Consider the following 14,825-nt stretch of genomic DNA (forward strand, 5'->3'; position numbering starts at 1 on the left):
AGCGTTTAAAGATTAAATAACTTTAGCTTCGTCGTGAAGAAGAGAAACTAATTTTTCTACCTCGGCAGCGTCAACAAGTTTGACTGTACCCCGTGGAGCGGGCGTCTCATAGCTGACAATGTGTTCAAGAACGTCTATTGCGGAAGGTTCCAGCACATCCAATGGTTTGGTCCGCGCACTCATAATACCACGCATATTAGGTATTTTTGGCTCGGCAACACCTTCTGCAGTGCCAATGACGATTGGCAGCTTTGCTGTCAATACTTCTTTTCCACCTTCAATCTCGCGCTCAACTGTGACTGCGTCGCCCGCAATGTCAACTTTTTTGGCAATGGAAACAGAAGGGATATGCAGCAGTTCTCCTACGATTGCTCCCACTTGAGCACCGTTATAGTCGATTGATTCGCGGCCGGTTAAGATCAAATCAAATGCATTGTCTTTGGCATATTGTGCTATCTGATTCGCAACAAACCAAGCATCGCGCGGAACGGCGTTAATCCGTACAGCATTGTCTGCGCCAATTGCCAATGCTTTTCGAATGGTTGCATCTGTAGATGCATCGCCCACATTGATGACAGTTACGGTTCCTTTTCCACCTTCAGCCAACTCAACTGCTTTGGATAAAGCAATTTCATCATAAGGGTTTATAATGAATTGTACACCAGCTGTATTAAATGCAGTGTTATCATTTGTAAAAGTGATTTTGGATGTAGTGTCAGGGACATTACCTATACAAACTAATATTTTCATATACGATTGGTTTTACTCAAACTTACCATATTTTCTTTCAATTAAAAAGTGCTAAGGCGTTTTAAATGCTGTTAAAAAGTTGTCTTGAGATTTTGATGAATTTGTAATTTTACTAGTTTTTTTCTTTTATTTTTTTTGATGTGATATAATATTGATGTGTTTTATTGTCTTTTTTGTAATTTTTTATTTTAAATAGCCGGTTCTTGACAATAGATTTATTGCGTCAGTAAATTGTCATTTTATATGCTAGCATAGTAATTTTAGAAAGCATAGCAGCTCATTCGGGGTTCCTGTTTATAAAAAGCTTTCGTGTGATATGGAGAGATGGGGAATTGTTTTAGTGGATATACAATTAAATTGCATATAATATGCAATTTGTCTAAGTTTGAAATAAAAAAGATATGTCGACACGATTGGATCAACTGAATGAATTTTTGAAAGAGAGCCCTGAAGATCCATTTTTAAAATATGCGATTGCAGCTGAATATCTCAAGCAGGAAGATGAACAAGAGGCCATGGTAAGATTTGAGAATTTAGTACATACAAATCCAGATTATGTAGGAACGTATTATCATTTGGGTAAATTGTACGAAAAATTGAATAGACAGGAGTCCGCGATTAATACCTATAGATCCGGGATTGAGATCGCTCGCAAGACGCGTAATTTCCATGCTTTGGGCGAGTTACAAGGTGCATTGTCATTCTTGACAGACGATGATGAAGAAGATTTTTAATCTTTTCTAAATTTTTGGTATTTAATTTGTTATGAATTTATTGGTGTAACTGTTAGATGCTGATTTTTTTGAATTTGGAATGAGATGAAAAGGTATATTTGGATTGTGGGTTTGTTATTGACAATTGGAATGGTGGGATGTGATAATCCCAAACAAAGTGTTGCGGTCTATAAAGATAATTTACAAGACCTAAAAGGTAGGGATAAGGCGGAAGTAGTGATTGGTGAATATAGAGGTGTCATGCCTTGTGCGGATTGTGATGGTATAGAAACGCTTATTTTATTGCATGCAGACAACACCTACCAATATTCATCTAAATACCTTAATAAAAGTGATGATGTGTTTATGCGTGAAGGAAAATGGAAATTGGATGGCAACATCATTACATTGGACGGCGTCGACTATAAGTTCAAATTAGGAAATCGGATACTCAGCCAGCTGGATCTTTCCGGAAATGATATTACGGGTGATATTTCCAAATATTATGTCTTGACAAAAAATTGATATATAGCCTAAGGGCTATATTAACACATAAAAAAGCCGAAAGTATACTTTCGGCTTTTTTATGTTTTTGGATGTATAGCTGTTTTCGGCTATCGAATAAGTTCTTATTGCTACAAGCTTGAGATTTTTTTCTTCACTTGCGGGTCATCCTTGAAGCTATATCTGGAAATGTTATTTGTTCTTTGTACAAAGTTCTTTCAAGGTTGCTACCACAAAATCGACTTCTTCCTTTGTATTATGCTTGCAGAATGAAAAACGAACCGAAGGACGCTCCGAGCTTGATTTGATTGCACCCAATACATGCGATCCGATGTCTGTTCCTGAGCTGCAGGCACTGCCACCAGAACAAGAGATCCCTGCAATATCCAGGTTGAATAAAAGCATGTCAGCAAGGTCACTACATGGGAAAGAAACATTTAGTACGGTATACAGTGATTTTTCTGGTTCAATAACACCATTAAAATCAATTTCGGGGATTGCTTTTTGCAACTCGTCGATCATATAAGATTTGAGTCCTTGAATATAAGCGCGGTGTTCTTCCATGTGCTCATAGGCAAGTTCCAAAGCTTTGGCAAGACCCGCTATTCCATAGACATTTTCTGTTCCGCCACGCATGTTACGTTCTTGTGCTCCACCGTAGATCAATGGTTTAATTTTGTTGTTGGCATTAATATAAAGAAAACCAACTCCTTTCGGGCCATGGAATTTATGGGCAGCTCCGGTTATAAAATCTATTTTCAGACTGCCAAGATCATGTGGGTAATGACCCATGGTCTGTACAGTATCCGAATGGAATATCGCATTATACTTTTGGCATAACTCGGCGATGCGTTGAATATCGTTGAGATTTCCGATCTCATTATTGGCATGCATAATGGAAACAAAAGTACGCGGATTGGTAGTTAAAAGTTCTTCCAGCTGGTTGAGATTTAAATTACCTTTCTGGTCAACTTCCAATAAATCAAGGTGTACCTTACCAGCTTTCTCCAACTCCTCTAACGTATGCAATACCGCATGGTGCTCAATAGGTGAGGTGATGGCATGGGTTATTCCAAAGTCGGCGATTGACCGAACGATGGCCATATTGTCCGCCTCGGTTCCGCCCGATGTGAAGAAGATCTCTGCTGGAGATACATGAAGTAGATTGGCGATCGTTTTACGTGCTTTTTCTACAATTGTTTTTACTTGTCGTCCGTGACTATGGATAGAAGATGGATTTCCAAAGTTATTGTTCATCACATCGACCATTACTTTTATTACTTCAGGATCTAAGGCTGTAGTCGCTGCATTATCAAAATATACTTGCATGCTGCAAAATTACAAATCTCTCAAGTAAATTAGAGGTATTAAATGACTTATTTTTATCATTTTATTTTTCTAATTGTAGCTGACAGTGCTGGCGTAGCGGGTCTCATCAGAATTAGGCTCTTTTGCCTGGAAAGGAATAAGATGAGTATTTTTCCGCTCTGATGAAAAAAATAGCGCCAATCTATTACTTCAGTTTGGCGCTACTTTTCTATTTAGACAAGTTCTCTTTTGGTCTGACCACGATGAGTATCACAATTCCTCCTAGTGCGAGCACCAAACCCAAATAGGCAGCGATATCACCTGCTTGCGTGTAGAACGTAATTTCTTCATTTAAATTAATTTCCTGATTTAAGGCCGCAGGCTGCCACCATTTAGTCTGCTGTACAATATCGCCACGTTGATTGATAAAGCCTGAAATCCCTGTATTTGCCGATCGGGCAACCCAGCGCCTGTTTTCAATCGCACGCAGTTTGGCATACTGTAAATGCTGGTCTTTACCCGAAGTATTGCCCCACCAGCCATCATTAGTGATAATGGCAATAAACTGAGCGCCTTTTTTGACGTATTTGGAAACATAATTGCCCCAGATGGATTCATAACAGATAACGGGTGCGGCACCAATACCGCTCTGGGCATAGAATACGGAAGGTTCAGTCTGTTTTCCGTAGCCACCCGTCGTACCACCGAATGCTTTAAATAAAGGTTTCAGGAAGTTCATCGCTGCCCCAAAAGGCATTTGCTCTACGCCCGGAACGAGTTTGGACTTATGGTAAAACTGAAGTTTGGAGGAATAATCGATCAATGTTGCGGCATTGAAATTATCTTGATATACATTAGGAGCTATTTCACGCGCAGTAGGTGTTTTTGCATAGTTGTACAGCTGATAACTTTCAATACCGGAAAGTACATTGCCATTTTTATATTGATCTAAAAATTTTAAAATGCGCTGGTAAGAATACGTTTCCCTAAAGTTTTCCTCATCAAAATCGCCGTTCTGTGAAAGCGCAGTTTCAGGCCAGATAAAAAACTCTGTATTGGGTTTGGCGACCGAATTTGATAAAGAGAATAAGGTATTTAATTGTTCTTCAGGACTTAAATTGAATTTAATATAAGGGTCAATATTAGGCTGTACGACGACAATCTGTGCCGGATTCTGATGTTCTTCATACTTGAAGTAACGTATCAGCGAGTAGGTACTGGGAACTAATAAGACTGCAGCTAAAGAAGCTATCGGAAAGATCTTACGTTTGATCGGATAAAGTCCTTTTCGATTGAGGTAAAGTGTAAATACCAAGATGTTGACGAGCCAGATCCATATTGTTCCGCCATAGACCCCTGTGATGTCATACCATTGGATCAATTGATGAAAACTGGCGAAACCATTGCCCAAAGTCATCCAAGGGAAGGCTAAATCCCAGGATTCGTGTAGAAATTCATAGCTTATCCAGAATCCCATTAATCCGAAAAGGGATAACAGAATGTTCGTTTTACGTCGTAATTGCCCATAAAGCCTGAAAGCTAACGCCATTAAAGCGGCGCCAAGGCAAAAAGGGATCAGACTGATGATAACAGCTGCAAAAGGCGGCATAACTGCCGAAATGGAGTTGTATACCCAATAAATAGAGGCCGTATTCCAGACAACTGCGGTGAGTCCTGTAGTAAGAAATATTTTTCGGCCTTTCTTTTTGAATGTTTCACTCCGGATAATATTTTCCACTGCAATGAGTAGTGGAACAAACCCAATAAATAACAATGGACTGGAATAGGGGATTGGAGGCCAGCCGAACCACAATAAAAAGGCACTTAAAAGTGCCAGTAGATAGTTATTTTTCACTATATATTTTCTCCCATTTATGATTATAAACTGGATAAAACTTCTCTCTTTTTACTCTCGTATTCCTCTTGGGTAATCAATTGTTTGTCGAAGAGTGTTTTTAATTTTTTGAGCTTTAAGGTAATTTCATCATCTTCCTCTTCTTTGGCGGGAGCAGGTGGGACAATAGGGGCTGCCGAAACGGGAGGAACAGTAGGGGTTGATCCGGTCGGTTGCTGTGCCTGAATTGGCGCCGGTGGAGTTGGCTGGCCCGATATATAGGACTGTGGTGCCGATGGAGCAGGCGCTGTAACTGCTGGCTGAACCGCTGTATTACTTTCTTGTCGCTCGATGATCACTTCCTTTGCAACTGTTGGAGCAATGACTATTTTTTCTTTTTCGGCGACCAGTTCGGCTTTTTTATAATTTTCAAGTGCAGCTTTGATATATTGATAAAGCTTTCTCGCCTGAACTTTCGGGATATAATCTATGCTCAGATTTTCTCCTGTAAAAGGGATAACAGTCACTTTTGAACCAAATATTTCTTCCTTAAAAGCAATATCCTTGATGTCTTGCCAGCCGAAGATTTCAAAATCAGTGGCCAAGCCCAGTTTGGTAAATTCGCACATAAAAATGCGTTTATTACTAATCGTGATACTATCCGGTAAAATGGTTACAGCAGGTTTCTTTTGAACTGCGATATAATCTATTTTTTCTCCTGGAGTAAGCATATCCTGGACTTTAGTCACCAATTTTTCAATGATTTTTATGTCCTGCCCGTCCTGTGCAAATTGTTCCATATTCATGTCAAATACTTTTTAATACCTAAAGATTGTCAAAATTTATTCCAATCCCGCTACACAAAATACAAATTCTCCTTTAATCGGATTGTTTTCAAAGTGTAATTTTAAATCAGTTAATGTTCCGCGAACATTTTCTTCATAGAGTTTGCTCAACTCACGTGATATCGACCCCTGTCTTTCTGGTCCAAAAACGGTGATAAATTCTTCTATGGTTTTGAGAATACGATGTGGTGATTCGTAGAAGATCATTGTTCTTTTTTCTTCTGCCAAAGCTTTTAAGCGCGTTTGCCTTCCTTTTTTTACGGGTAGAAAGCCTTCAAAGCAAAAACGGTCGTTGGGAAGCCCCGAATTGACAAGCGCTGGCACGAAAGCTGTTGCACCTGGTAGGCACTGTACTTCGAGCCCTTCTTTGATGGCCTCACGTACCAGTAAAAAACCCGGATCTGAGATCGCCGGTGTCCCTGCGTCCGAAATCAAAGCAATATTTTGCCCTTCTTTCAGAAATTTAATGATTTCAGATACCGCTTTATGTTCATTGTGCTGATGATGCGCAAATACTTTTTTGTCGATTCCAAAATGTTTTAAAAGCGGAGCACTGGTCCTGGTATCCTCTGCTAAGATGAGGTCCACTTCTTTCAGGACATTGATCGCACGAAACGTCATGTCCTCCAGATTGCCAATAGGTGTCGGAACTAAATATAACATGGTCAAAGTTAAGTTTTTTTTACTATATAATATGCGCTAAAACATTCTGTGCTTTTTGGAGTTTTATTTTAAAGATAATGGTAAACTCCATCACTTTATTTTAAATAAATTATGCAATACATTGAAAAAATTCAAGCACACTTAGGTGCTGAAGCGAGTTATTTGTTAGAATTCGATCGACCCGCGGTTTCCAAATCAATGCTTCACCTACCGGCGGCAAGTTTTATCGATCAGGTCTATACTTCGAGTGATCGTAGCCCGCAGGTCTTGCGGAGTTTGGGACAGCTTTTTGGAACGGGACGGTTAGCCAATACCGGGTATCTTTCGATATTGCCTGTGGATCAAGGAATCGAACACAGTGCGGGAGCTTCCTTTGCACCAAACCCGCAGTATTTTGATCCAGAAAATATCGTCAAACTGGCTTTGGAGGGAAATTGTAATGCCGTGGCTTCTACCTTTGGTGTTTTGGGCGCTGTTGCCCGAAAGTATGCACATAAGATACCGTTTTTGGTTAAAATAAATCATAATGAACTATTGACCTATCCTAATCGAGCCGATCAAATCTTGTACGGAACAATTCGCGAGGCCTGGAATATGGGGGCTGTTGCTGTAGGGGCAACGATTTACTTTGGGTCTGAGGAATCCGACCGTCAGATTATAGAGGTAGCAAAAGCATTTGAAGAAGCCCATTCCTTGGGAATGGCGACGGTATTATGGTGTTATCTGCGCAACTCGGCTTTTAAAGTCGGGGATAAAGATTATCATTTGGCTGCGGATCTTACCGGACAGGCCAATCATTTGGGCGTAACGATCAAAGCGGATATTATTAAGCAAAAACTACCCGAATTGAACGGCGGCTTTAAAGCGCTGAATATGGGTAAAAGTAGTTATGGAAAGCTGGATGAACGCATGTATACCCAACTTTCTTCCGATCATCCTATTGATTTGTGCCGCTACCAGGTGCTTAATTGCTTTGCCGGCAGGGCAGGCTTGATAAATTCTGGCGGGGCTTCGGGGCAGAATGATATACAAGAAGCTGTAAAAACAGCGGTTATCAACAAGCGCGCAGGTGGAACAGGTTTGATCTCCGGCCGTAAGGCCTTTCAAAAACCAATGAATGAAGGTGTCGCATTATTACATGCCATTCAGGATGTTTATTTATGCGACGAAGTAAGCATAGCTTAGCAAATACGCGACTCCTGAGTTCATCAGATTAAATTTCACAACAGCGCTTGTAGTACAGACCAAACTGTAGAGCGTATCGATTAGGAGTCTAATGGATACGCTCTTTCTATGGATCATAGTTTGTAAACCGATCCCGTTGAAGATCAGTCTTCGATGAGTTGGTGGATGTTCGCCGGTGCGGTGCGATGGAAATAGAGTGCCGTAAAGCAGTCAAAAAGCCTTTTGAATGGTGGTTTAGGAATAAAATAGCTTGTATATAAAGGCAAATTTATCTAAGTTTGTTCACTATTTTAAATAACACATTTATATTATGTTGCAATTAAATTATATCCGTGAGAACAGGGATACGGTAATCGAAAGATTGGCTGTCAAGCATTTCAAGGAAATTGGATTGGTCGACGAAATCATCAGTTTAGATGAAGATCGCCGTAAGATCCAATCGGAATCGGACGCACTTTCGGCAGAGGCTAATGCGGCAGCAAAACAGATTGGAGATCTGATGCGCCAAGGTAAAAAAGAAGAAGCTGAAACCGTTAAATCCAAATCCTCGGGGTATAAGGAGCAAGTGAAGCAACTTTTGGATCAATTGGGTACAATTGAGGCAGAATTGAATGAGAAGATCGTGCAATTACCTAATTTACCGCATCAATCCGTTCCGGCAGGTGTAAGTGCTGAGGACAACGAAGTTGTTTTGAGCCATGGCGAAATCCCAGCTTTGTCGGAGGATGCATTGCCGCATTGGGAATTGTTGAACAAATATGGTATTGTTGATTTAGAGCTTGGCGTAAAAGTTGCGGGAGCAGGTTTTCCTATCTATAAAGGTAAGGGGGCTAAATTGCAACGCGCCTTGATCAATTTCTTTTTGGATCAGGCTGCCGAAGAAGGATACGAAGAAGTACAGGTACCTATTTTGGTCAATGAAGATTCTGCATTTGCTACGGGACAATTGCCGGATAAAGAAGGGCAGATGTACTATGTGGGTAACGACAACCTGTATTTGATCCCTACAGCTGAGGTTCCGGTCACCAACATTTATAGAGACGAGATTGTGAAAGAAGCACAATTCCCCATTAAACATTGTGCATATACACCCTGTTTCCGTCGTGAAGCAGGTTCATACGGGGCACATGTACGCGGATTAAACCGGCTACACCAATTTGACAAAGTGGAGACGGTGCAGATTGTACATCCTGAAAAGTCCTACGAAGTGCTTGAAGAAATGAGTTTATACGTACAGGGGCTGTTGCAGAAGTTAGAGCTTCCTTACCGTGTATTGCGCCTTTGTGGTGGAGATATGAGTTTTACTGCTGCATTGACCTATGACATGGAAGTATATAGCTCTGCTCAGAAACGTTGGTTGGAAGTATCTTCCGTTTCCAATTTTGAAACTTATCAAGCGAATCGTTTGAAAGTACGTTTTAAGAATGCTGACGGCAAGATGCAACTGGCACATACGTTGAACGGTTCGGCATTGGCTTTACCGCGTATCGTCGCAGCGCTATTGGAGAATAACCAAACAGAAAAAGGAATTAAGGTTCCCGCGGTTTTGGTTCCGTACACCAAATTTGAGTATATCGATTAAATATCAATAAATAAGTTGCTTTTGCACTTATTTAACATCACAGTGAAAGACGCTCAGCCTGAGAAGGTAGAGCGTCTTTTTTTTGTTATAATTCGATTTTAAAGTGTTTAGAATCATTATAAATTACTTGTGTTTTAATACAGAAAAATAATAGAATAACATGTTAACGTTTTCTTATAACATTGTTAATGTTTTGTTAATTATGGTTCATTCCGTATAAAATTCTGTTTGAAAATTGTTTGAAGAGTTTTTATTCTAAAATGATTCTTTTGTAACAATTTGTAAAATTGTGAACTTATTATTGCGGTATTTCCTGTTTTCTGGAGATTATGTTAAAAAACTTGTAAAAGCAACTTTGGCTTTCTATATTTGACACCGCTAATAAAAATCGCACTAACTATTATTTACTGTAAATGCTGAAAAGAGCAAATTTTACAGCTGGATATTTATCTAAGGACTGACCCTGCATCTACCTGGGGCCCGCTTTTCCAAAAATATTTTCAACTGTTACTGAATAAACTGCAATAGCATGTTATGTTGTTTGCAGTTTATTGTCTAGGCAATTTATGTTTAGACGGTTATGATAACGGATATAATTTATATCAATATATAGGATTAGAAAAAATAATAAAATTAACTAACTAAAACATGAAACAAACATTACTAAGTTTTCTTGTTGGCGGTATGATCTTGACTTCGGTTGCATTCGCTCAAGAAAAGAAGATTAGTGGTCGTGTTACATCTGCTGACGGTAAAGCAATACCAGGGGTGACAGTAGTTGTACAAGGAACTAATCAGGCAACGCAGACTGATACTGATGGTAATTATTCATTGAATGTACCGGCAGGTAAGGTTGTCGTATTCCGTTCCGTTGGTTTTGATGATAAAACTATTATTGTTAATAACAACAGTACTGTATTCAATGTCTCTTTAGTAAATCATGACAATGCTTTGGAAGAAGTTGTTGTTACAGCAAATGCAATTAAGAGGGAGAAACGTTCGTTAGGTTATTCTGCGCCAACAATTAAGAGCGACGAATTGACAGAAGGTCGTAATTCAAGTGCAATTAATTCTTTAGCTGGTAAAGTAGCAGGGGTAAATATTACTTCTACATCAAATTCTCCGGGTAGTTCATCTCGTGTTGTCTTACGTGGTGGTTCTTCTATTGCTGGAAATAACCAAGCACTGATTGTTGTTGATGGTACGCCGATTGATAATACAAGTAAAGTTGGTGGATCAAGTGATCTTTCAAGTGTGGATTTTGGTAACCGTGGTAATGATATCAATCCGGATGATATCGAATCCGTGACCGTATTAAAAGGCCCTGCGGCGGCGGCATTGTATGGTTCAAGAGCTTCGAATGGTGCGTTGATCATTACAACGAAAAGTGGAAAAAAAGGTGCGAAAAGTGCCATTACATTTAGCTCCACCAATACATTGTCTTCTATTTTGAAGTTACCTGAATTTCAAAATGAATACGGACAAGGCTATGCTGCATTTGATGAAAAGACAGGAGCCTTTGTTGATTATGTGAATGATCCGAGGGAAAATGGGTCGTGGGGAGCTCCTTTTACAGGCAATGTTCAAGAATGGGGACAGGCGATAGATGGCGTTCGCCAGAAGAAAGCTTATTCTGCAGTAAAAGATAATGTACGCGATTTCTTTGATCTGGGTATTGCTTCTGACAATAACCTTAGTTTTTCAGGCGGTTCAGAAAAGTCTACATTCTATCTGGGATTAAATGCCTTGAATTCAAATGGTGTTTATCCTGGGAAGAAAGATAACTACAATAAATATGGTGTCAGATTTAATGGAACCACGGAATTCTCTGATAAATTCAGTGCCGGTGTTTCTGTAAATTATAGCCGTATTAACAGTAACAATGTCGGTGGTGGTCAAGGTGGCGGTTCTGTTTATAACAACCTATTGCAGACCCCGCGCGATATTGATGTTAAAGGATTGAAAGATCTTTCAAATCCGTATAATGCGTATGGATATACGGATGCAAACGGTATTTTGCATGATGATGTATACGGTTATTACGGTGCTTATACGATGAACCCGTATTGGGTATTAGCGAATTATAATAATTACAATGATGTGAACCGCATTATGGGGAACTTCAATGTGAATTATAAGCCGACCGAATGGTTAACATTTCAAGAACGTGTAGGTTTAGACAATTATACCGATCGTAGAAGAGCGCAGTCTCCAAAATATAGTTACCTGCCTGCTGATAACTCTACAGGTAATTATGTAAAAGGAAACGTTCAGACGGATCCTGGGAGTTATAGAATCGATCAATTTAATGTGAATGAAATTGTCCATGATTTCATGGCAACCGCTAATCATAAATTTAATGAGGACTGGGACGCATCCTTTATGATTGGTAATAATATTCGTCAACGCAAAACTTCGAATAATAGCACTGCTACCAATTCAAGTGGAGGGCTTGTAGTACCAGGTTGGTATAATTTAGCTAACTCGAATGGTCCATTGGATCTAATCGAAGATACTTGGAGCAACCGTCGTTTAGTAGGTGTTTATGGAGATTTGAACGTTTCCTATAAAAATATCGCCTACTTGCAAGCTACAGCACGTAACGATTGGTCATCCACTTTGCCAAAGCAAAATAACTCTTTCTTTTATCCAAGTGTAAGTGGATCGTTTGTCCTTTCTGAATTGTTCAAGCCAGAGTTGAAGAGCAAGTTCAATTATGCAAAATTACGTGCGAACTGGGCGCAAGTAGGTTCTGATACAGATCCATATCAATTGATTACAACGTTCTCTAGAAGTACGATTGCTGGCGGTTTTGGTTCAACAACTTTTCCATTTGGAAACGTATCCGCATTGATGTCAAGTAATACGATCGGAAATGCGGGTTTGAAACCTGAAATAACAACATCATTTGAATTGGGTGCTGAATTAGGTTTCTTAAATAACCGTCTCTATGCAGACTTTACTTATTACAAAAATAATTCGAAAAATCAGATCCTAAGTATTCCAATTCCAGTTTCAACAGGTTATGGATTTGCCCTGGTAAATGCTGGTAAAGTCCAAAATAATGGTGTTGAATTGACATTAAGAGGAACGCCAGTGAAAACAGAGAATTTGACATGGGAATTGTTCGGTACATTCACAAAAAATAACAGTAAAGTTATTGAATTGATGCCGGGTGTAGAGCAAGTTTCTGTCGGTGGTTTCTCAGGAATGAATATCGTGGCAGCGGTAGGTCGTCCATATGGTGAGTTTTATGGTGTTACAAATGCTACAGACGCTCAAGGTCGTACGATTGTAGATCAGGAATCAGGTATGCCGTTAGCTACTGAAAAACCACAATACTTGGGTACCTATAATCCAGATTTCCAAGCATCATTGGGTACCAATTTGACTTACAAAAATTGGTCAATGAGTGCTTTGTTCGATACAAAACAAGGTGGTGTATTCTATTCAAGAACAAAAGATATCATGGCTTTTGTTGGAACATCTGCTGAAACCGGTGGTGAGCGCATTGCACAGATCTTCCCAAATTCTGTCTACTTGGACGATAACGGAAACTCTATTGAAAATACATCGGTAACCTACGATAAGCAAAATTACTATGGTTCACTGGAGTCTGGAATGAATGTAGTGGACGCAACTTACATTAAGCTTCGTAACTTGACACTGAGCTATAAATTCACGAAAAATCAATTGAAAAATACGCCTTTTGGAGCAGCTTCTATTGGTTTATTTGGAAATAACCTGTTTATCTGGACGCCAAGCGAAAATAAATATGCTGACCCAGAGGTGAACTCATCAGGTGCTGGTAATGCACAAGGTTTTGACTTTACGGCACAACCTTCATTGCGTAACTATGGTATCAATGTTAAAGTTTCATTTTAAAAGCGAATAAAGTATGAAAACTATAAAATTTAATAATGCCAAGAAATTCCTCGTTGTGGCTTTAGTTAGTACAATGGGTCTGACTGGATGTAATAAATTCTTGGATATCAATGAGAATCCAAATAACCCGGAGTCAGCAACACCTAGTTTATTATTGCCGACAGTAGAAGCCTCAATCAGTCAGGTGGTTGGAAATTCTTTTCAGGTATTTGGTAACATTTGGGGACAGTATTGGACGCAAAACCCAACGTCTTCTCAATATAGAGTTATCGATCAGTATAGAATCACCAATACTTCTATGGATAGAGTTTGGGGTAATATCTACAGGGGAACTTTAAACAACGCTGAATTGATTATCAATTCAAAAGTGGCGGATAACGAAAATTATAAAGGTATCGCTCATATTTTGAAAGCTTATGCATATCAGGTTGCAACCGATGCTTTCGGCGATATCCCGCTTTCTGAAGCATCAAAGGCTGATGGAAATTTGAGTCCAAAATATGAAGCTCAGGAAGTTGTATACGATTCAATTTTCAATTATATTGATAAAGGACTATCTTTACTAGCTGTGAAACAAGCCATTCCAGTAGCAAGTCAAGATATGATTTTCAATGGCGATCTTGAAAAATGGAAGGCTTTTGCTAATACCTTAAAATTAAGAGCTTATTTACGCCTTTCTAATGTGAACGCAACCAAAGCTGCTGCAGGTATTAAAGCACTTTATGCGAGCAATGCTGTTTTCTTGAATCAAGATGCGACAATCACTTATACAACAACAGGGGGTAATGAAAATCCTTTCTACAATGAAATGGTTGGTTTAGGAAAAACTCAAAATGTTGTAGCTAGTGGAACCGTTGTGCAAGCTTTTGTCAAAAATAATGATCCTCGCAGATTTGCTTTCTATGACAAAGTTGAATACACAGATCCAGAAACGAACGAACCAAAGATACAGGATACAATTGCTTACATTGCTCAAGGGACGTATTCAAGTAATTCAAAAAAATTAGTATCTACTCCTTCGCCAATGGTTGGAGGTAATGCCATGAGTCAAACATCTGCCGTTGCACCGGTAAAACTGTTTTCTGCAAGCGAAAGTTTGTTCTTACAGGCTGAGGCAGTTGTAAGAGGTTGGGGAACGGGAGATGCACAGAGCTTATATAGTGCTGGTATTACAGAGAGCTTTAAAGCAACAGGTAATGCAGCTGATGCGGCTAAGTATATTGCTGATGCGCCAGATGCTAAATTCACTGGCGATGTGGAGGCTAAGGTAAAAGCTATTATCACACAAAAGTATTATGCAATGTGTGGTTTCCAAGGCTTCGAAGCTTGGACTGAATGGAGAAGAACGGGGTATCCAACCTTCTTTGTTAAATCTGCAGCTTCAACTTTAGGTGAAGACAGAATGCCTTTGCGCATGCCTTACGCACTTAGTGAAGCAACAACAAATAGCAATTATCCAGGTAACGTTGTAATCTATACACCGGTATGGTGGGACGTTAAGTAGTCTCTTAGATTATATGCTTATGGAAGCGGCAATTTCGAAAGAAATTGCCGCT

11 protein-coding genes are annotated in these 14,825 nt (G+C 39.5%); 6 read left to right on the forward strand and 5 right to left on the reverse strand.

The window, feature by feature from the left end; all coding sequences use genetic code 11:
• Nucleotides 1-12: 12 nt before the first annotated feature.
• Entirely contained in the window at nt 13-750 is a 738-nt protein-coding gene (locus tag B3H30_RS02630; RefSeq protein WP_286833142.1) for an electron transfer flavoprotein subunit beta/FixA family protein, read from the reverse strand.
• A gap of 401 nt (nt 751-1,151) precedes the next feature.
• On the opposite strand from B3H30_RS02630, the gene B3H30_RS02635 reads away from it, so the two are divergent.
• Nucleotides 1,152-1,484 (forward strand): tetratricopeptide repeat protein, encoded by a 333-nt coding sequence (locus tag B3H30_RS02635; protein WP_286833144.1) that lies wholly within the window; start codon nt 1,152-1,154, stop codon nt 1,482-1,484.
• An 84-nt stretch (nt 1,485-1,568) separates the two neighbouring features.
• Nucleotides 1,569-1,988: a copper resistance protein NlpE gene (locus tag B3H30_RS02640; protein WP_286833146.1), complete on the forward strand. Its 420-nt coding sequence runs from the start codon at nt 1,569-1,571 to the stop codon at nt 1,986-1,988.
• A 171-nt stretch (nt 1,989-2,159) separates the two neighbouring features.
• On the opposite strand, the gene B3H30_RS02645 is transcribed toward B3H30_RS02640, so the two are convergent.
• The 4 genes from B3H30_RS02645 to rsmI form a co-directional block, all read right to left on the reverse strand.
• Nucleotides 2,160-3,296: a cysteine desulfurase family protein gene (locus B3H30_RS02645; RefSeq protein WP_286767042.1), complete on the reverse strand. Its 1,137-nt coding sequence runs from the start codon at nt 3,294-3,296 to the stop codon at nt 2,160-2,162.
• 208 nt (nt 3,297-3,504) lie between these two features.
• Nucleotides 3,505-5,130: an apolipoprotein N-acyltransferase gene (gene lnt / locus B3H30_RS02650; protein ID WP_286803101.1), complete on the reverse strand. Its 1,626-nt coding sequence runs from the start codon at nt 5,128-5,130 to the stop codon at nt 3,505-3,507.
• Between the two features lie 23 nt (nt 5,131-5,153).
• On the reverse strand, nt 5,154-5,915 hold the full coding sequence (locus tag B3H30_RS02655; RefSeq protein WP_286803099.1) for a PH domain-containing protein: 762 nt from the start codon (nt 5,913-5,915) through the stop codon (nt 5,154-5,156).
• 36 nt (nt 5,916-5,951) lie between these two features.
• Entirely contained in the window at nt 5,952-6,617 is a 666-nt protein-coding gene (gene rsmI / locus B3H30_RS02660; RefSeq protein WP_175441977.1) for a 16S rRNA (cytidine(1402)-2'-O)-methyltransferase, read from the reverse strand.
• Nucleotides 6,618-6,728: 111 nt separating this feature from the next.
• On the opposite strand from rsmI, the gene B3H30_RS02665 reads away from it, so the two are divergent.
• The 4 genes from B3H30_RS02665 to B3H30_RS02680 all read left to right on the forward strand — a co-directional run bounded on the left by B3H30_RS02665 (nt 6,729) and on the right by B3H30_RS02680 (nt 14,773).
• On the forward strand, nt 6,729-7,802 hold the full coding sequence (locus B3H30_RS02665; RefSeq protein WP_145330286.1) for a class I fructose-bisphosphate aldolase: 1,074 nt from the start codon (nt 6,729-6,731) through the stop codon (nt 7,800-7,802).
• 310 nt (nt 7,803-8,112) lie between these two features.
• Nucleotides 8,113-9,384 carry a serine--tRNA ligase gene (serS, locus tag B3H30_RS02670; protein ID WP_286833147.1) on the forward strand — a complete coding sequence of 424 codons (1,272 nt, stop codon included), beginning with the start codon at nt 8,113-8,115 and terminating at the stop codon, nt 9,382-9,384.
• A 648-nt stretch (nt 9,385-10,032) separates the two neighbouring features.
• Entirely contained in the window at nt 10,033-13,269 is a 3,237-nt protein-coding gene (locus B3H30_RS02675) for a SusC/RagA family TonB-linked outer membrane protein (RefSeq protein WP_112373627.1), read from the forward strand.
• 13 nt (nt 13,270-13,282) lie between these two features.
• Entirely contained in the window at nt 13,283-14,773 is a 1,491-nt protein-coding gene (locus tag B3H30_RS02680; protein ID WP_286833151.1) for a SusD/RagB family nutrient-binding outer membrane lipoprotein, read from the forward strand.
• Nucleotides 14,774-14,825: the final 52 nt, after the last annotated feature.

This window comes from Sphingobacterium sp. UBA7038, assembly GCF_002494055.1.
GTDB classification, from domain to species: Bacteria; Bacteroidota; Bacteroidia; order Sphingobacteriales; family Sphingobacteriaceae; genus Sphingobacterium; species Sphingobacterium multivorum.